This window comes from Spirosoma areae, from assembly GCF_054781775.1.
The window spans coordinates 120411-141064 of record NZ_BAAGTT010000043.1; the positions used below are offsets into that span (position 1 = coordinate 120411).

The window sequence follows — 20654 nt, forward strand, 5'->3', positions numbered from 1 at the left end:
AAAGTTATTTTGCTAAGTTGAATGCGAACCTACTCAGTCCGTAGATGAAAATGCTTAAAAAGATACCGACAATCGTGAAACCTACTATAATTAAACTGCGCTTAGGGCCGCTTTTTTTCAGGGGAATACGAGCTGGCTCCAGAATTTTAAAAACCGGCGATTCTTCAGCTACTTTAATTTTTGCCTGTTCGAGTTGTTTTGATAAATCGTTGAAAACAGTCTGCGTGAGCAGAAAATTCGCCTGTAGCCTTTGTTCTTCAATCTTTGCCGTATTTAAATAAACACTACGATTCTGATCCCGGTAGTTGGATAAGGCATACTCTGCCCGTTGATATCGGCTTTTTGCTTCGTCTACCTGACGGGCTAAAAAACGAACCTGATTTCTGGTTTTCTCCGTCCGATAACTGACCATGTAATTTGTCAGATATTCCAGTGACAACCGGGCTACAGTAGCCGCTACAACCGGATCAGGGAGCGTGGCTGCCACAGTAATTATTCCGGTTTTTTTATCGTAAGCAGCCGCTACAGCCGCGTGTATCTGATTAATGAGATTTTCCTGCTTTTTTGTAATGTGTAAGGTTCTACTTCGATTGCCCGGATCAGGCACTGGTGTTTCAGTATCGTCCGAACTTAGTAAACCTCCTAATAACGTTTGCTTGCTCTGTTCTTCAACGAACGTTTGCAACGACGTTTCTTTTTCCAGAAGTTGGGAATACACGGGCTGGCGTAATAACTGAAGGGCAAATGGTACACTTTGTAGTACATCGGGATAAATATCAGGCCGAATCGCATCCATACTCCCACCACCTACACCTGCAATATCAAGTCCCGCCAAACCAGCCAATGATCCCAACCCGCCTAATCCACTGGCTTTTGACTGAACTTCCGGCATAACCGTCACCTGCACAGTGTATAAATTGGGTTTTGAAAAAGCGTATAAAGCACCTATGATGAGGAAAGTTAATCCCCCTATTAGAGAACTTCTTCGACTGTCTTTTAAAAATTGAACAATATCTCCCAGCCGAATTTCTATCTCGTCCTCGCCACTTTTCGTCATTCTTTTATTTTCCTCAACTGTCATAGCAGGAACAATCACTAACGTAACACGTTGATAAGGGCGATTGACACAGTTGCCAAAAGCGATAGAATTCCGATACGTTCAGCAGAGCTTAGCCGTGCAGTATCAATAGGTTTGAACGGAATCATAACCGTTGTACCTGGTTCAACCTGGGGGCGCGACTTGGCAAATAGAAATCGCTTCGTCCGATCTTTCCGCCCATTTGGATACACAACATAGCCTTTACTTTTTCGGGCATTGTCGGTATAGCCCCCTGCTTCGCTTATGTAATCTTCAAATTTGTAATCCACTTTGTAGCTTACGGATGATGGATTTAATACCGCACCCTGTACCGTAATAACTTCAGACCGTCGGGGAACATATAACGTATCTCCGTCCTGAAGTAATAGATTTTCCTCGGCCCCTGAGTCATTCAATACATTTCGCAGGTCGTTACCAATAACCTGGCCTTTTCGCCGAAACTGCGCCCCCGCCATGTATGCTCCCGGTCTCAGCCCGCCTGCCCGCACAATAACATCGCCAATTCGCTCTTCGCGGTTGGTAATGGCATAATTCCCCGGCTGCATTACTTCGCCATACACCGTGACTTGCTTTTGTGACTCGTAATTAGCCGATGTACGAACATACACAATGTCGAAAGGCTGAAGACGAAATCCCGGTGAACTACCAGAACCAGTTTCTATAGCCGTCATTTGTAAATTTCGGTCGATGGCAAATCGGTATGTTTCCAGCATTGTAGTACGAACACCAGCCGAATCCTGCCGAATACGCCGGGCTACCTCGACCAGATTAGGCTTAGCGCCTTCCTGAAAACCACCCGACTGAGCAATGAGATCAGCTACTGTCATATTCGTTACAAACGAAATTGTATCCGGACGATTAATTGCCCCTTCAATAGTAACGTAATACTCCTCCCGCAAGTCCTTAATGGATAAAATAGTCAGGCTATCCTGCCGCATCAGGGGAATATCTGCCATTTCACCCCGCATTAATCTACCCAGGTCGAACGACAGATTTTCCTTGTCCATATCAGGGCGTTCCCGGATGATGGTGGCCCGGTTCTGAAACGCGTCTTTACGCAGGCCTTCAGCCCGGAGAATGAGCTGCTTAACCGTTTCTAAACCAGGTTCGAGCGAGTAGTCGCCAGGGCGCATGATTGCTCCTGCCACCTGCACTCTGTTCTCGTATCGATCAAGAATTTTTCCAACCTCGTATTTGTCACCCCGCTGAGGCACGAATCCGGTTATCTGTTCTTCGGTAATGGTAACAATGCGTCGTTCGCGGGTTGTGTTCCGGCGAAGTGTTATGGAGGCCCGATACGCATCGTCGGCAAAGCCTCCGGCAAAACCCAGCACCGTTTTTAAGGTTTCGCCGGGCAGGACTTCAAAAATAGCGGGTCGGCGAACCTGGCCGGTTAAGGTAACGTGCGTATCGTAGTCGGCTACGCGAATAACATCCTGATCCCGCAACTGAATGTTATCGCGCTGATCGGCCCGAAGAATATAATCGTATAAATCAATGGTGCGAACGACCCGGTTGCCCCGAATTACATTGATTTTACGAAAGGAGCCTGTTTCTGGGTTTGGCCCACCCGCTGCATAGAGCGCGTTAAATGCAGAACTGAGGGATGAGATTGTGTAGGTTCCTGGTCGAACAACTTCACCTACCAGGGTAACCTTTATGCTGCGGATATTGGTTAGGGTGGCATTGGCGCTTGTGCCGCTGCCCGCCTGGCCTAAACCCTGGTACCCTCCTTGCCGCAACCGGGCTATAATTCGTTGTTCAGCCTGCTCAATGGTTAGCCCGCTCACGAAAATAGGGGCCAGGTCTGGCACTTTGACGGTACCGTCGGGACTAACTTTTAGCTGAAATTCACCCGTTGACGCGCCCGAAATATCAATTTTAATTTCATCATCGGGTCCTACAACATAATTGCGGGGGGTGGCAATCCGCAGGTTGGGTTCAAATGACAGATTGGCATTCTCGAATAATGAGGCACCAAAAACCCGTAATTTACGGGTCGTATCCCGGCGCACGAACTGCGCTGACGGCAGCGAATCAGTGATACGTTGGGAGAGATCGTTGGGTAGAGTGCGCCCTTTTGTATCGTCAGACAGCGTTCGATTTTGGGGAAGCGACGTTAGGGTCCGAATTTGAGCCATGCGCTTACGCATCTTGGCAATATCGTCGAGGGTATATCCCTGCGACATGGCAGCTTGCTCAATCTGCTCTTCACTGAGTCCACTGGCCTGTGCTTTTCGGTAAAAATTCTGCACATCTTCATCACTCAACTGATCGACCCGGGAGCGGGGGCGCTGAGCAACTGCCTCATACACTCCTGTCAGTAATAAAAGCAGGAGAACAGCTTGATAGGGACGAATGCGATGAATAAAATGTGACAATTTGTCCTTAGTACGCATGAACAATGGCTGTTGGGCCAAAATTTGAAATGCAAAAGTAATAGATTCCGGTTAAAACATCGTTCCCTTATCATAAGGTGATTCGGGTTTGTCGAATCATCCGAACGTTGTACTACCGCCGTAAAGCATTAAATTTGTACAAAAAACAGTCGTCAGTCACCAGTAAAGGCCAGGACCCACTTATTACCGACCGACGATAATCGACTATTGACTAAAAACGAAATGATTAATTTCATAGCTAAATTTTTCGGCACCAAATCGCAGCGGGACGTTAAAGAACTGCTCCCTTACGTAGATAAGGTGAACGCCGAGTTTGCCCGCTTACAAGACCTCTCCAATGATGAGCTGCGCCAGGCTTCTGCTCAACTCAAAGCACAAATTGCCAGCGAATTAGCGGACATTGACACCCAACTTGCCGATTTAACCGAACAGGCTGGACGAACTGACGTTGATGTTAATGAAAAAGAAAGGATTTTCAATCAGATTGATAAGCTTGAAGCGGATCGGAATACCGAACTGGAGCGCATACTGCTCGATGTGCTGCCCCCTGCCTTTGCCATTGTCAAAGAAACTGCCCGTCGATTTACCCAAAACGAGCAGCTAACCGTCACCACTACCGACGTTGACCAACAGATAGCTGCCCGCAAGAAGAATGTTATTATTGAGGGTGATCAGGCGCATTGGGCCAATCACTGGGATGCCGCCGGAACGCCCATTAAGTGGGACATGATCCACTACGATGTACAGATTATTGGCGGTGTTGTGCTTCACCAGGGCAAAATCGCCGAAATGGCAACGGGCGAAGGAAAAACCCTCGTGGCTACCTTTCCCGCGTTCCTGAACGCACTGGCCGGGCGGGGGGTGCATATCGTAACGGTCAATGACTATTTAGCCAAACGCGACTCGGAGTGGATGGCCCCCTTGTTTGAGTTTCATGGCCTGCGCGTCGATTGTATCGACAAACACCAGCCTAACTCAGAACAGCGCAAACAGGCTTATCTGGCCGATATTACGTATGGCACCAATAACGAGTTTGGCTTCGATTACCTGCGCGACAATATGGCCCGCGAAACGGGTGAGTTGGTTCAGCGCAGGCACCATTACGCGATGGTGGACGAAGTTGACTCAGTATTGATCGATGATGCACGTACTCCCCTGATTATCAGTGGACCCATTCCCCGTGGCGATGAACAGGACTATATCGAATTAAAGCCCCGCGTAGCCAGGGTAGTGGAGGCTCAGCGGAAATTGGTATACGATTTCCTGAACGATGCGAAACGAAAAATTGCGGCTGGCGATGAAAAAGAAGGGGGTGTGTCGCTGTTTCGGGCGCATCGGGGTTTGCCAAAGCACAAGCCATTGATTAAATTTTTGACCGAAACGGGCAACAAAGCGTTGTTGCAACGAACGGAATCGATCTATCTGGCCGAAAACCAGAAACTAATGCCCGAAGCTGATGCGCCACTGTATTTTACCATCGACGAACGGCATAACAGCATCGACCTGACCGAAAAGGGAATTGATTACATTACAGGATCAGGCGAAGACCCAAACTTCTTTATTCTGCCCGATCTCTCGATTGACCTGAACGTCATTGAAAAAAATGGCGAGTTCTCGGAACAGGAGAAAATTCTGAATAAAGAAGCTGTGATCCGGGATTATGCCGTTAAAACGCAGCGCATTAACACCGTCAATCAGCTACTGAAAGCCTACACGCTGTTCGAGAAGGACACCGAGTATGTCATCATGGACGGTAAGGTGAAGATCGTCGATGAGCAGACGGGCCGGATTATGGAAGGTCGCCGGTGGTCGGATGGACTGCACCAGGCTGTTGAAGCGAAAGAGAATGTAAAAGTCGAGGACGCCACCCAGACCTACGCAACGGTTACGCTCCAGAACTACTTCCGTATGTATCATAAACGGGCCGGCATGACTGGTACCGCCGAAACAGAAGCCTCCGAGTTCTGGCAGATCTACAAAATGGACGTGGTCGTGATTCCAACCAACCGGGCCATTAGCCGCGCCGACGAAGAAGACAAAGTATATCGTTCGGTGCGCGAAAAATACAATGCCGTTGTTGATGAAATTACCAGTTTAGTCGAAAAAGGCCGCCCGGTGCTGGTCGGTACAACGTCAGTTGAAAACTCTGAATTACTGAGCCGACTGCTGACCCTTCGCAAAATTCAACACCAGGTGCTGAACGCGAAGTACCACCAGCGCGAAGCCGAAATTGTCGCATCGGCAGGTCTGCCCGGCACTGTTACCATCGCTACCAACATGGCCGGTCGGGGTACAGACATCAAATTAACGCCTGAATCGCGGGGCGCTGGCGGACTGGCCATTATCGGGACGGAGCGGCACGAGTCGCGCCGGGTCGACCGGCAGTTGCGGGGCCGGTCGGGCCGTCAGGGTGACCCCGGCACAACGCAGTTCTTCGTTTCGCTCGAAGACAGCCTGATGCGCCTGTTCGGCTCGGAGCGGATTGCAAAAGTGATGGACCGAATGGGTCTTGAAGAAGGCGAAGTCATTCAGCACTCGATGATTACGAAATCTATCGAACGGGCACAGAAGAAAGTCGAAGAAAATAACTTCGGGATTCGGAAGCGGCTGCTCGAATACGACGACGTGATGAACTACCAGCGGGAGGCCATCTACAAACGCCGTCGCAATGCCCTCTTCGGCGACCGCCTGCCGCTGGATATTGCCAATACCATGTATGACGTGGTTGAAGAAACGGTTAACAATTCGGAAGGCAATTACGAAGAGGTTAAACTTCAGCTTCTGACCACTCTGGGCGTTTCACCCAACCTGACCAACGACGAGTTTAACAAGTTGAAGAAGCCCGATCAGGTCCGGCGGCTGTATGATGAGGCCGAAGCCCACTACCAGGCTAAAAATCACGCTATTGCGGAGAAGGCGCTGCCGGTATTGACGCAGGTACTTACGGATCAGGGGCATCAGATCAAAAACATCGTCGTGCCGTTCTCCGATGGCATCCACGAGTTAACGGTGGTTTCAGACCTGCAAAAAGCCGTTAGCACGGGAGGCCGCGAGATCGTAACCGAAATGGAGAAAGCTGTAACGCTGTCGGTCATTGACCAGGAGTGGAAAGAACACCTCCGCGAAATGGACGACCTGAAACAGTCGGTACAAAATGCGGTGTTTGAGCAGAAAGACCCGCTGCTGGTCTATAAATTTGAGTCGGTCGAATTGTTCAAGCGATTCCTCAGCAAAGTAAACTTCGACACGATCAGTTTCCTGACCAAAGCCGATATTCCGGCGCAGGAGGCTGAAGAAGTACAGCAGGAAATCCGGCAGGCTCCGGCCCAGCGTCGGCCACAGCCGCAACCTAAACTCCATACCAACATGGAGGACTTCGACGATAGCCACTTAGCCACCGGCCCCGAAGAATACGCCCGTCGTATGGCCGAAAACGATGCTATGGGCGCCGGTGCACCACCCATGTCGCGTCAGGCCCCGGTTCGGGTAGCTAAACTTGACCGAAATGCGCGCGTCAATGTGCAGTATGCCGATGGCTCTGTGAAGCGGGACGTGAAGTATAAAACGGTTGAAAATGACATAATGGCCGGCAAAGCCGTTCTGGTTGTCTGACAAGTCATTACTTACTGTTTGATTAAACGCCCTCTGATCTGTACATTCGGAGGGCGTTTTCATAAAGTATAGTGCTATATTGTATAGACCCACTGGCCATCATTAAGGCAAAATGCGTAACGTATTCTTTCTCATATTCGTACTTGGGCTGTTTACCTGGGTGCCCCCTGCCGACCCAATTCGGCTTCGACCGGAGCTGTTGTCCTTTATCCCGAAAGAATTTTACATAGCTACCGTCACCGACCAACGACCCGAACGCGGCTCAGTTGCCCGGTTAGCCCTGCAGCTCAATCAGGCTCCGCAGCCCGTTGATCTGGAACGGGGTATAGCGGCCAGCTTTAAGGAATTCATCAGTCAGGGGTTAAAGCAGAACAAAGCACTGCGGCCAGTTGCCATGCGTGTTCGGGAGTGCCGGGTGAACGAAACGGCGGCTGGTAACCGGGTGACGGGCCGGTTTACCTTTTCGGTTACGTTTGAGTTGCTGGGAAAAGATGAGGCAGGTACCGAAACCAGCACGCGCCTGACTGAGTATCGGGGCAGCGCAAATTATACCCGGCCTTTGAGCCAGACAGCCGTTATCGAGTCAACAATCCGGCAAGCCTTAGTGGCCTCACTTCGCAATTTGAATGAGTACATGAATCGGGAGAGCGGCCAGAATGAGAAATTAGCCAGAAGTCTCAAAATCAATTTTATCGACGATATCCGAATCACTACTGACGACACTGTGCAGTATAATCCGGCCCGCAAACTAACCTGGGCCGACTTTCAGGCCGAACCGCGTCGGGGCAGTCATTATGCCGCCGAAGTATTCACCAGTTTTTCGTATGAAGGGAAAAGCACGGTTAAGAATGGTGTTATCCTGCTTAATTTAATCGCTAAAGCCTACATGCTGAAAAACTCCTCATGGGGGCGGGCCGATGCCAAAAACGCCTACGCCCTCAATCATGAGCAGCGCCACTTCGACATCACGAAACTAATTGTCGAGCGGTTCAAGCGTAAGATTCAGCCCGACAGCCTGACGCTTGAGGATTATAACAGTATTATTCAGTATCAGTTTATTGAAACGTTTCGGGAGATGAGCCGCCTGCAACAGCAATACGACGACGAGACGAACCATAGCCTCAATCAGGCCGCTCAGGAACGATGGAATCAGAAAATTGACGCCGAACTCCGTAGCTTTGGCGTTATAAAATGAGGATTGCCCGAATTCGCGTTCTGCACATTAGTACCGCCCACCAACCCCAGGACCCGCGTATCGTGTTTAAGCAATGCCAAACGCTTGCTGAGCACTACGAGGTGTTTTGTGCCTTGCCCAACGCCGACTCGGCCATTGCGCCCGGTATTCAATTCATTAAGCTCCCTTATTTTCGGCGCGTTATCTGGCGAACGCTCCTGACCTGCCCACTTATTTTACTTCGGTGCCTGTGGCTTCGTCCAAAACTAATCCATATTTATGTACCGGAGTTTCTACCGTTTGCTTATGTCTTTTGGCTTTTTGGCGCACGCGTGATTTATGAAGTGCAGGAAAACCTGCATAAAAAAATGCACCTTAAGCGGGTTAATAGAGGTTATTTCCTGGAGAAGGTCTTTTGCTACTTCGATACACTCGCCCGGCGGCATTTCCACCTGATTTTTACGGAGCATGGCTATCTGGCAACTTACGCCCCTTTAAGCAAACCACACGCCGTGATCTACAATTATCCGCAACTGTCGTTTCTGAAACCCTTCCAGCAGCCATACCGGCCTAATTCGGCACCGCCGTCGTTTTTTTATATTGGCTGGCTTAGCTTCGAGCGGGCATTCGATACCCTTGTGGCCAGTTTAGCCAGGCTAAAGGCATCGTACCCGGATTTTGTTGTTCACCTGTTCGGCCGTCGCACGTTTAGGGATAGTGATTTGGCCAGGCTCCCCTATTTTACTGATGTACGGGACCATCTACAATTTTATGGCTATAAAGACCAACGGTCAGCCTTGCCCTATGCGGCTGGAGCAACGGCTGGGCTGGCTCTGCTCAAACCCGTTGGCGACTATCCGGACTCCTACACAACGAAACTGTTTGAATACATGGCCCTCGGTTTGCCGGTTATTACGTCTGATTTTCCTCTCTATCGTGCGATTGTCGAACAGCATAACTGCGGTTTCTGCGTATCACCCTACGACCCCGCTCAGATAGCAAGTTCACTCGTTTATCTGATTGAGCATCCTGAGGAAGCCCGGTTAATGGGGCAGCGGGGCCGCAATGCCGTTGAGGAGTTTTATAACTGGAGCAGCGAAGCCAAAAAGTTAGTGGCATTTTATGAGTTGATTCTCCAACCTGACCAGAAAACCTGATTTAAGGCCATAAAATAAAATATATTCAATACTTTATGGTATTGTTCCAATGTTTAATACCACGTTTTCCCGGAAGGATTTAACTTTACTCACCACTTCGGGTTATCTATACGATAGCCCTACCTATTTGGCCTGATGTACATACATGCAGTAAGCCACTATTTACCTACGGAAGTAGTTGGCAACGAACATTTTACGCAACTCAATGGACTCTCCAGCGAGTGGATTATCGAGCGTACCGGTATTGTAGAGAGACGTAAAGCTTCTGCTGGCGAGAATACGAACACCATGACAATTGAGGTCGTTGAACTGCTCAGGGCCAAAGCGGATCTCTCAACAATTGATCTGATTGTAGGCGCAACGTATACGCCTTACGATACCATAGTTTCATTGGCCCACGAGGCCCAGCATTACTTAGGCATTCCCGACATTCCGGTTATTTCGGTATCAACCGCCTGCTCGTCGCTGCTAAACGCTATCGAAGTGGTGGAAGGCTACTTCGCCTTAAACAAAGCCAGCCGTGCTTTAGTAATCGTTTCGGAGCACAACACGCTTTATTACAACGAAAAAGATACAATTTCGGGGCATTTGTGGGGCGACGGAGCGGCTGCTCTGCTCATCACAAAAGAACGGCAAAGCGAAGGCGACTTTACGATTAAAGGCTTATTGACGGGCGGGGCTGCTCATACAGCGAAGGCAACAACGGCGGTAATGATGAAGCCCGCCGACGGGGGCGTTACGATGCCGCACGGTCGCGATGTATTCATTAACGCCTGTCAGTACATGCCCAAAGCCAGCCTTCAGATACTTGACAAATGCGGTCTGTCTCTGGCGGATGTCGATTATATATTGCCTCATCAGGCGAATTTACGCATTTCCCGAAATGTGATGAACACGCTTGGCTTACCCGAAGAAAAACTGATCTCCAACATTCAGCGCTACGGCAATACAGGCTGCGCGGGTTGTGCCATCGCCCTCTCCGAACAGTGGGACACCTTTAAAAAAGGTCAGCGTATTGTTGTCACCGTGTTTGGGGGTGGGTATTCGTATGGCGCAATGCTGGTAGAGGTTTAGCCGTAAATTATACGGTTGCAGGGTTATAGAGTAGGGTTGGCTGACGCAAATACAGTTCGTGTCAGCCAACCCTACTCTATAACTTTTTTCATTGGGCTTCGGCCCGCCAGGTGTTGTTTTTTTCGTTAATATCCGGCAGTAGTTCGTCCGGGTCGAGGACAACTGTTTTCAGGGTCGAGGTCGAGTTGTACTTAAAGGTCCAGGTGCCGCCCCGCTGCCAAATCTCAATGGGCAGGTTAATGCGGCCTTTCTTGCCGTTGGTTTCGGTGACTTCGACCGTTGCGGGCATTGCAAACTTCTCGAGGTTTTCGATGGAAATCAGCGAGCCTTTGTCAGCAGCGCCGTCTACGTACCGCACGTCTTTGATACCCTGATCCAGTTTCCAGGTTTCGTAGAAGTAGCCCCGCCAGAACCAGCCTAAATCTTCGCCCGCGCCATCCTCCATTGTGCGAAAGAAATCATAAGGCGTTGGGTGCCTGAAGGCCCAGCGGTTCATATAACTTTTGAAGGCAAAGTCGAATCGGTCAGGACCTAAAACAACCTCACGAAGCAATTTCAGGCCCATCCCAGGCTTATAATAAGCCAGCGTACCCAATACGCGGGCCTGCTGCACATCAGGGATAGTCATGATCGGTTCGACCGGATAAAACAACGCTGGCGCAATATCGTGCATCGTACCGCGCTCCCGGTTGTACTCGCCTTTATTGAAATTTGCTGTCGACAGTGTGTTGATAAAGGTATTAAAGCCTTCGTCCATCCAGGGAAACTTACGTTCGTTGTTGCCCACAATCATTGGAAACCAATTGTGACCGAATTCGTGGTCAGTTACCCCCCAGAGCGCGTCTTTCTTGTCTTTATGATCGCAGAAGACAATACCTGGATACTCCATTCCGCCCACAATACCGGCCACATTGGTAGCCACCGGATAGCTGAATTCGTAGAGATAGTTTGAATAAAATTCAATGCACCCTTTTACGTACTCCGTCGAGCGGCCCCAGGAGTCATTGGTTGCACTTTCGACGGGATACACTGACTGGGCAAGGGCCGTTTTACCACTCGGCAGGTTCATTCTGGCAGCATCCCACACAAACGCACGCGACGAAGCCCAGGCCACATCGCGGGTGTTCTGGCAGCGAAATTTCCAGGTTAGCGTGCCGGACTTTTTCGGACGTGTATCGGCATTCGTGACCTCATCTTTCCCCCGGATAACCACCGTTTTGTCGCTCTTGCGGGCTTGCTCCAGGCGTTTCATCTGCTCGGCCGTCAATACCTCGCCCGGATTCACCAACTCGCCGGAACCAACAACGATATGGTCCCAGGGCGTTGTAACCGTGTATTCATAGTCGCCATAATCGAGGTAAAACTCGCCCGCGCCCAGGTAAGGGAGCACGTTCCAGCCTTCAATATCATCATACACACACATGCGTGGATACCACTGGGCAACCTCGTAGATAATCCCGTCTTTACGCCGGAGCTGCCCCATCCGGTCGGAGCCGTATTCAGGAATTTTGAATGAATAGGCTACTTTCACTTTCACGGCGTCGCCGTTTGGCTTAACAGGCTCAGCTAAACGCACCTGCATTCGGGTGTCCGTAATGGTATGTGGCACAGTAACAAACTTTCCCTTTCCCTGATCGACGGTAACGCTCGAAATAGTCAGACCGCCCGCAAAGCCTAAATTACCAAACCGCCCCCCCGAAATCGGGGTTGTTTTGGTCGCCCGCGACGTATCGCTGAAGGCATTCTGGTCTAATTGTAGCCATAGGTACGGCAGCGTTTCGGGCGAGTTGTTTTTGTACGTTATTGTCACCTCGCCAGTGATGGTGTTCTGCTGGTCGTCAAGGGCAATATTTATCTGATAGTCGGACCGATTCTGCCAGTAACGCGGGCCGGGCGCACCACTGCCGGTGCGGTAGTCGTTGCCCGGCTGCATATTAAAGAGTGGATGAAACAGCGCCAAAGGGTCATATTTTGAGACCTGTACGGATGTTGATGAGGGTGCAGTTTGGGCAAAGGCTGTATGACAGAACAACAACAAGCCTGCCCAGCGAGCGTATTTTTTCATGAAGTTTTTGGTACGTAATAAGACTGTTTATACTACAAATAACGCTATAATGCCTCAAAATAAGATAGCGTTCAGAGAGTCAGGTTTAAATCGAGACCATGATGAACCAGCAGAAAGAGAAACAGGCCAAGCCAGAGTATGTCGACGAAGTGCCAATATAATGTAATCAGTCTGATTCTGAGCCGGTTTGGCGGGTTGACACTATAGACAAAAGAGTCGACGTATGGGCGACGGCGCAGGGCTTCGGCCAGGGCAACACCCAGAAAAATCAGGCCAATCAAAATATGCAGCAAATGAATACCCGACAGGATGTAAATAAACCCTCCGGCCGGGTTGCCTTCCAGCTTTACGCCTGCCAGGAACATCTGTCTCCACCCCCACCCCTGTAGCAGCATGAAGAGCGTACCCAGCACGAGTGTCGTAGCCAGGTTGGTACGGTAATTCGCAAAGCGTTCATGTCGAAATGCCTGCACAGCAATATGCAGTGTAAAGCTGCTTAGCAAAATAACAAGTGTACTGATTAAGAAGACATTTGGCAACTTAACGCTAACCCAACCCGACCCGGTTTGCCGAATTACGTAGGCTACTAAAAGCATGGTGAATACCATCACGCTGCTCGCGATACCCAACCATACCATGAAGCGAAACGGCTCCCGCCGTTTGGTCACGAAATTACTCATGTCAGTCGGTTAGTGATCAGTCAATAGTTAATCACCGACGACTAACCATTAATGACAATTGACGTTTACCTATAACGTTCCTTCCCAAACGCGGTAGGCAGTGAATTGGTTTAGGTCGGCAACAGGGGCGTTGAAAATCCCATATACTGTGGAACCAGAGCCACTCAGGCTGGCATAAATGGCACCGGTTTCGTAGAGTAGTTGCTTTAGCTGACCCAAAACGGGGTAGTTGGGAAACAGACTATCTTCAAAATCGTTATGGATGTTTTCGCGCCAACGGTCAATGGGCAGTTGCAGTTGGTCAATTAAGGGCGTTTGGGGGTGGTGAGGTATCACCCCGGCATAGGCTTCGGCGGTTGAAATAGCCAGATTAGGATAAACCAACAGAATAAAATACCCGCTTAATTCAACGGCTATATCCGAAAAAACATCGCCCTTTTCAACACAGTAAAGCGGGCGGTTTTGAACAAAAAAGGCGCAGTCGCTACCCAGTAGGCGGGCGTAGTTCTCTAATTGTGGCAGGCCCAGGCCCAGCGAAAACCGGTTGTTCAGTGCTTTCAGCGCGAAGGCCGCGTCGGCCGATCCACCGCCTAACCCCGCGCCAATGGGCACAAGTTTATGGAGATGCATCTGCACCGGCGGCAGATCAAAATCCTGCTTCAACAACTCATACGCCCGAACACAAAGGTTACTGTTGGGGGTGCCGGGAATGGATAAGCCGCTGCTGCCAAAGGCAAACGTATCTGACGGAATTATTTCCAGTGCATCACTCCAGCCGACGGGATAAAAACAGGATTGCAGATTATGGTAACCGTCAGGCCGTTTTTCGGTGATGTGCAGGCCGAGATTGATTTTGCAGTTAGGAAAAACAAGCACAACTCAGTAGGAATGATGAATGATAAATGATAAATGATAAACGCGCAGAGAAGGAATATCATTCATCATTCATCATTCATCATTCATCATTCATCATTCATCATTCATCATTCATCATTCATCATTCCTACTTTATCTCTACGACTCTGAATTCGGTTCGGCGATTGCGCTGGTGTTCGGCATCGGTGCAGATCACATCGTCGGTGCAGTTGTTCACCAATTGCGACTCGCCCATGCCCAGCGTGGTCATACGTTTGCGGCTGATGCCCTTCGAGACTAAATAGCTGGCAACGGCTTTGGCGCGTTGCAGCGAAAGCGTTTTATTACGCTCGGCATCGCCCCGGCTGTCGGTATGCGACCGTATTTCAATGATCAACGATGGGTACTTCCGCATCGTAGCGACAACTTTATCCAATTCGCGCGACGCGTCGGGACGAAGGCTAAAGCGGTCGAGGTCATAATAAATATTGTCAATCGTTACGACATCACCCACGCTTAGCATCGGCAAATCAGCCGCTACTTCTTTAGGCTTGGCTTTTTTGGCGATGCGCTTAATCTTATTCGTATTGGTACCGAACGCCATTTTAGAGGCTACAAGCGTATAATCACATCCTTCATCAATCTCGAATGCATAGCGCCCATCGGCGCCCGTCACATATTCCCGCTGTGTACGGTCGCATTCATTGCGAAGCCGCACGGTCACGCCTTCAAGCGGTCGTCGTTCAGGTCCACTCACCACCGTGCCCCGGATTCGGGAACGGGTCAGCGTTCCATTGGCCCTCCCCGCGTCGGCCTGAATTGTATCAATTTCAATCGTTGGTTTTATCAGGCCTATTTCTAACCGGCTGGGCTGATCGTCGGTCATGGCCCGGGTGGTGAAACCAACAGTACTGTTGATATAACCATCCCGGCTGGCCTGGAATATAAACGCATTACTACCCTCTAAGCAGAGCCGTACATAGCCATTTTGGTCGCTGGTCAGCGTGCGGTCAGGCTGCCCTTCGCCCCGTGCCTTAACCAGTACATTCGCGCTGTCTAAGGGTTGGTCGGTATTGGTATCGTAGAGCCGGATGGTCAGGTCCCGGCATCCGTAGAGCGAACTCTCCCGAACAAACCGGTAGATGTCGTCATTGTCGTCGCGCCGGTTGCTGCTGAAATAACCACCCCGTCGGCCGGCATCAGTAATCAGGCCGAAGTCGTCCTGCGGAGAGTTGATTGGCGCGTCAAGGTGCTCGACCGACTGTACGGTTCCCCCCGCAGAGAGGGTAGCAAAAAAGATATCTAAAGCGCCAAACCCCCGATGCCCATCCGAGGAGAAATACAGATTGCCAGCGTCGTCAACAAAAGGAAATACTTCGTTCCCTTTCGTATTGATTACACCGCCCAGATTTACAGGTCGGGTCCAGCGGCCATTCTGGTATCGGGTAACATACAAATCAGTACCGCCATAGCCACCGGGCATATCTGAGGCAAAATAAAGCGCCTGCTCATCGCGGCTCAGTGTAGGGTGACCAACTGAATACTCATCGCTGTTAAAGGGCAGTTCCTCAATGTTTGTCCACCCACCGTTTTGCTGAACAGCCGTGTAGAGTTTAAGTTTATTCACGCCCTCAGCGCTCTTACCGGCTTTCCCACCATTAAAATTATTGCGGGTGAAAATAATCTGCGCGCCATCCTGCGTGAAGGTTGCCGGACCTTCGTGGTATTTGGTATTCAGGGTTCGGTTAAATCGCTGCGCTGGATTCGTTGCGCCAACGCCATAGCCCAACCCCTGCGATATGTTGATGCCCTCCACAAAATTGGAAACCGTGCGTGAGTCATTGGCCGTTGGCCGACTGTAGCTATCGCTCCCAACGCGCTGTTCAGCTTGCTTTGTCCGGTCATTAGCCACTTTAGTGAGGCTCCCGTCTGCATTTAGTATACCCCCGATCTTTAAATCGTTCCGGTTAGGTACGTAAAACAAATCAAGATAGCCGGACCCACCCCCACTGCCGGTAGTCTCGATGGCCGACCCGCCTTTTTTACCGGCTACATACACCAGCCCGTCCCGATAAAAGGCCGGGCTAAACTCCTCCCCCCTCGTGTTTAAGGCTAAGGATTCCAACCGATAGCGCACGGCTTCTTTACGTGTACTACCGGGCATAGCGGGACCGGCGGGCTGTTGGCGAACAGGCTGTTGATCTTTCAGTCGCTCATAGCGTTCGAATTGTTTCTGACCCTCCTGAAATTTGCCATTGCCCACCAGTGTCTGGGCGAATTGCAGGACTTGTTGAGGGTCTTCCGTAAGCCCGTTGGCCAGTGCTTCCCGATAATACCGTTCGGCTTTTTGTCCATCGCCAACTTTCTGATACGCAAAGGCCAATCGGCTTTGAGCCGTTGCTTTTTGAGTTGCTGTGAGTTGATCGCCCTGTTCGGTAAGGATTTCGGAATAAGCCTCAATAGCCCGGCCATACGCTTTGTAGTTGAGTAAACGGTCGGCCTGTTGTAACAACGAATCTGCCTGTGCCCAGGCTGTTAAGCAGCTTAGCCACAGTAATCCCCCAAAAATAAACGCGGTCCAATTTTTACCCATTGGTATGTTGCCTGCCCTCGTTGGCCTGCCGTCCTTATCTCTATCGGCAAACGAATTTGCCTACTAATCATTGCGAAAAACTCATCTGGCTAAAGTCAGAAACCGAACAAATTCCCGGCCATCACTCAATCGAATCTGATAATAATACGTGCCATCGGGTAAGCCCTGTTTTGCATCGGCCAGTTTGATTCCCTGATTTGGTATACCATCCCAATCATTCTGATAATTAGGATGCTGATAAACCAAATGACCCCAGCGATTATAAACGTCTAACTGCACCGTAACGCCAATCGGTACACGCTGAATCACAAACCGGTCGTTTATGCCATCACCATTGGGCGAAAAACCTTCAGGAATGAAAACGGTTTCACCTTCTTCAGGCCGTAGGGAGTGGAGCGTTATTAAGGTGGGTTCGTCATTATCAGCCGGATCACCGTTCTGATCAGGGTCAACCTCCGAGCCATTGGTTGAGTTATCCCGGCACACCGTCCCATTTATATCCACTGCCTGCACGGTGGCTTTATTAGTAAATCTGAGTATACTGGCCTGACTCACATCTAACCGAACGGTCAGCCAGATGTGCGCGGATTCACTGGCGGGGATGGTTCCACCGCTAATCAGGGTGGTATCGGCCCCGCGACCCGTGTAGGCCGGGTTCACCACCAAACCACTATCGGCCCGAACAGCTACCGAGCGAATCTGGGCACCCATACTCAGGAAAGCAACAGCTAAATCATCGAAAAGCCGGATGCGCGTCAGCTCATGCCGGCCGAGGTTCGCGGCTGTTAATTGGTACGTCAGTTCAACAAACCGGGTCAATCCATCAACGGTCCAAACCGGCTCACTCACTTTTTTGCTTAAGCCAATCAGTTCGCGTGCGGGGGCTTCCATACGTTGCTGCACGGATGCACTCACGCAGGGGCCTGCGCCGTCGGGGTCAGGTATCGACAGGGTGAATAAGGCAAAACCACGCTGTCGATCAGCTTCGGACAGGAGGTAACGAGCCTGAACACTGGCGTCTGTGAACAACCCCCCACCACCACATTGCCAGACAGGCTCATGAGCAGAGCCTCCCAAAAGCGCCGTTAGGTGAATAACGCCTTTTTGCCAGTCGAGCGAATCGCACCGAATGGCAACCGTTGGAGGGTTGCTTAAACAGATGGGAACGGGGTTCTGACACGGCTGTTGGGCTACCGTTACGGCAACAGGTTCGGTGTAGCACCCTGCGGTGTCCCGACCGAAAATATAATAGGTGCCCGCTCCGACTGCTCCCGGCGACTGAACAGCCGGTGAATTGAGCAATGGTCCGCTGCGGAATGCGTAATGGGTATATTGACCTGTAGGGTTTACAATAGCGTTGGTTAGGTCGGCGGTCTGAAATGGGCAACCATTGGTTAGGGTTGTCAGTAAATTCAGTGGCAGAATGGCTGAACGAACGGCTACCTGAACCGTTTGGGTGCTGTCGCTTTGGCAGGAGCCAATTTGACATACGGCCCGATAGCTGGTTGTTTGATAAGGCGTTACCAGGCGAACCATACCTTCCTGTCCATCATTCCACCGAACACGTCCCAGGCAGCTCGATGCCGTCAGTTGCACCGGCTGCCCACCACAAATTTCGGACCTGCTAACCGAAACCGTAGGAACTGTGGGTAACGCTACCCGTACCGAAATGGCGGGCGATGGATTACCAGGACAGTTATTCTGCTCGCAGGCAGCCCTAAACGTAGTCGTTTGGCCGATGTTACCGGTCCAGGTCAACCCGGTATGCGGCTCGTTATTTCCCTCTATTGTCCAGTGAACAATGCCAGCGCAATTCGTGGCGGTTAGGGTGACCGCATCCGTTGGGCAGACGACAGTAGCCGAAGGCGTGATAACCGGCGCGGCTGGTGTATTGACCGTAATTTTCCAAACCTCTGCGAAACAACTGATGCACCCTGGTTTGGCCCGGCAAATAGCCGTGTATTTTGTGGTTTGCTGCGGACGCACCGTAATGGTGCTGCCCATCTCGCCATTCGACCAGACAACGGTGCCTTCGCACCCCGTGGCCGATAACTTAACGGACTCATTCCGGCAAATAGCGTTTGCCGATCCACGAATGACGGGTGGGGCTGGATTCAGGCACGTATCAGCCAATGGATACCTACCAGCTACGACACCGGGACTTACCAGTATCCAGACTAATACCCATCCGAATTTGCTATAAATTTTATTTAGTAGCTGTCTCCTCATTTATAAAGTACTGTTACCCCTTTGGGAGACGAATTTCATGCCAACCCCTGTTTTCAGGGTATTCTCTTTGTATACATTTATTAATTGGGGCATTTATGTAGTTACTAACATCGTTTATATGATAAACGACCGCTTTATCCTATATCAAAAAAAGATTCTCTGACTCCTCACAAATTATGCCAACCTTACAGATTGTTCTGGTTGACGCTATGAATTTGATGCCCGTAAGCTTGTTGATGTAAGTCGAATCGATTGAGTAACTCACATGGGCTAACTTACACCAAGTGTAAACACCTGGTGGATACGCTGTGGCAGTTCGCGTTGATTATGGGTAATAAAGAGAATGGTCTTATCAGTAAAGCTATCAATTAACTGGCGGGCCAGTTGACAATGCCAGGCATCTATGGCCTGAAAGGGTTCGTCCAGCAGTAACACCGCCGGGTTTTTCAAAAAAGCCCGCACCAATAAAACCAATCGCTGTTCGCCCGCCGATAACGTTCCAAATGAACGGGCTACCGCATCAGCTAAGCCAAAATAGGCCAGCAGGTTTGTTAAATCATGAGTTGTCTCCGGCGGAACCCGGTTTGGTGGCGTAAGGGTGTCTGTTAAACCTGATAAGGCCACCTGACCTACTGACAGATGCTGCGGGAAATAAAGGTGCAGCTCGGGCGAGACAAACCCGATTCGGCGTTTTACGTCCCAGATGCTTTCACCCGATTTACCACGCCGATAGCCAAACACGCTGACATCGTTGGCATAAGCCTGGGGATGATCACCATACAGCAAACTTAGCAAAACTGACTTTCCGGCCCCGTTCGGTCCAAGCAATGCCCATCGTTCGCCCGCTCGAACAACCCAGTTAATGGCATTCAGTAGTACGGTATCCCCATACCGCACGGTCACGTCGCGCAACTGAAAAGCTTCGCTAAAATCTACGGGCTGCGGTTTTGTTTGCAGGATGGGTAACGCCGGAACAGGTAGGTTTACCCGTTTCGGCTGATAGGCCTCTTTGAGTCCTGACCACTGGATTTTACCTTTTTCCAGCATAACAACATGCGTAATAAATGGCGGAATATCGTCAGGATCCGTTACCAGCACGAGGGAAAGCCCATGCTGGAGCAACTCGCTCAGCCAATTGGTCAATTCAATACGGAACGCACTGTCCAGCCCAACAAACGGATTATCCAGCAGCAGCACAGCCGGGTGCCGCAAGAGCGCCTTGCCAATTCGGGCCTTGCGGGTCTGCCCGTTCGATAACTTTATGAGCGAACGATTTAGCAGCGACGTGAGTCCCAGCCGTTCAAGTAGTGCGGCTGTCTCCGCCGAGGGGGTCAGTTGCAGAAATTCCGTCAAGGTTGGCAGCGATGTATAGCCAGCATCAGTCCCCTCATCGCTCATGGTAGCCTGATAGCGCTGCTGGTAGAAGTACCCACTGTACGAAAATCGGCTGGATTCTTCCCTGAACGAAACAAATTCGACGGGCACCCTGCGCGAAGCAGTTCCCGGCGGAGCCGGAAAATGACCTGCCAGCGCTTGTAGGAATGTTGTTTTTCCACTACCTGTGGCGCCCATTACGGCCCAGCACTCACCCGCTTGTAGCTGAAACGTGAGGTCAGTTACGATAACCTGCCCACCGCGCTGGACCGTTAACTTGTGAAGTGAAGCAAGGGGATTCTGTTCAGGCATAAAAAAATGGGGGCCATACCTTTGCAAAGGT

General features: G+C 50.5%; 12 protein-coding genes. 4 read left to right on the plus strand and 8 right to left on the minus strand.

Going from position 1 to position 20654, the window contains the following annotated elements:
• Window positions 1-4: 4 nt before the first annotated feature.
• Both ACYVI1_RS26710 and ACYVI1_RS26715 read right to left on the minus strand, forming a co-directional pair.
• The gene (locus ACYVI1_RS26710; protein ID WP_460914121.1) at window positions 5-1096 is read right to left on the minus strand and encodes a lipopolysaccharide biosynthesis protein; all 1092 of its coding nucleotides are present in this window, start codon (window positions 1094-1096) and stop codon (window positions 5-7) included.
• A complete protein-coding gene (locus ACYVI1_RS26715) occupies window positions 1096-3498 on the minus strand; it encodes an SLBB domain-containing protein (RefSeq protein WP_460914123.1) in 2403 nt (800 codons plus the stop codon). Before ACYVI1_RS26715 ends, ACYVI1_RS26710 begins: the two co-directional genes overlap by 1 nt.
• 222 nt (window positions 3499-3720) lie before the next feature.
• On the opposite strand from ACYVI1_RS26715, the gene secA reads away from it, so the two are divergent.
• The 4 genes from secA (at window position 3721) to ACYVI1_RS26735 (ending at window position 10515) form a co-directional block, all read left to right on the plus strand.
• Window positions 3721-7110, plus strand: coding sequence for a preprotein translocase subunit SecA (secA, locus tag ACYVI1_RS26720; protein WP_460914125.1), 3390 nt, complete (start codon window positions 3721-3723; stop codon window positions 7108-7110).
• Between the two features lie 112 nt (window positions 7111-7222).
• The gene (locus ACYVI1_RS26725) at window positions 7223-8305 is read left to right on the plus strand and encodes a hypothetical protein (RefSeq protein ID WP_460914127.1); all 1083 of its coding nucleotides are present in this window, start codon (window positions 7223-7225) and stop codon (window positions 8303-8305) included.
• A complete protein-coding gene (locus ACYVI1_RS26730; protein WP_460914128.1) occupies window positions 8302-9441 on the plus strand; it encodes a glycosyltransferase in 1140 nt (379 codons plus the stop codon). The genes ACYVI1_RS26725 and ACYVI1_RS26730 overlap by 4 nt, the downstream gene beginning before the upstream one ends.
• 135 nt (window positions 9442-9576) lie before the next feature.
• Window positions 9577-10515 carry a 3-oxoacyl-ACP synthase III family protein gene (locus tag ACYVI1_RS26735; protein WP_460914129.1) on the plus strand — a complete coding sequence of 313 codons (939 nt, stop codon included), beginning with the start codon at window positions 9577-9579 and terminating at the stop codon, window positions 10513-10515.
• An 88-nt stretch (window positions 10516-10603) separates the two neighbouring features.
• Here the strand turns inward: ACYVI1_RS26735 and ACYVI1_RS26740 are convergent, their stop codons facing one another.
• The 6 genes from ACYVI1_RS26740 to ACYVI1_RS26765 all read right to left on the minus strand — a co-directional run bounded on the left by ACYVI1_RS26740 (window position 10604) and on the right by ACYVI1_RS26765 (window position 20623).
• Window positions 10604-12448, minus strand: coding sequence for a M1 family metallopeptidase (locus tag ACYVI1_RS26740; protein ID WP_460914237.1), 1845 nt, complete (start codon window positions 12446-12448; stop codon window positions 10604-10606).
• 203 nt (window positions 12449-12651) lie between these two features.
• Window positions 12652-13260 (minus strand): cytochrome c oxidase subunit 3, encoded by a 609-nt coding sequence (locus ACYVI1_RS26745; protein ID WP_460914130.1) that lies wholly within the window; start codon window positions 13258-13260, stop codon window positions 12652-12654.
• 69 nt (window positions 13261-13329) lie between these two features.
• Complete coding sequence (ispE, locus tag ACYVI1_RS26750) at window positions 13330-14136, minus strand: 4-(cytidine 5'-diphospho)-2-C-methyl-D-erythritol kinase (RefSeq protein WP_460914131.1); 807 nt, start codon at window positions 14134-14136, stop codon at window positions 13330-13332.
• Window positions 14137-14263: 127 nt separating this feature from the next.
• Window positions 14264-16708: an OmpA family protein gene (locus ACYVI1_RS26755; RefSeq protein WP_460914132.1), complete on the minus strand. Its 2445-nt coding sequence runs from the start codon at window positions 16706-16708 to the stop codon at window positions 14264-14266.
• An 81-nt stretch (window positions 16709-16789) separates the two neighbouring features.
• Window positions 16790-18841 carry a gliding motility-associated C-terminal domain-containing protein gene (locus ACYVI1_RS26760; protein ID WP_460914134.1) on the minus strand — a complete coding sequence of 684 codons (2052 nt, stop codon included), beginning with the start codon at window positions 18839-18841 and terminating at the stop codon, window positions 16790-16792.
• Window positions 18842-19207: 366 nt separating this feature from the next.
• Window positions 19208-20623 (minus strand): ATP-binding cassette domain-containing protein, encoded by a 1416-nt coding sequence (locus ACYVI1_RS26765; RefSeq protein WP_460914136.1) that lies wholly within the window; start codon window positions 20621-20623, stop codon window positions 19208-19210.
• Window positions 20624-20654: the final 31 nt, after the last annotated feature.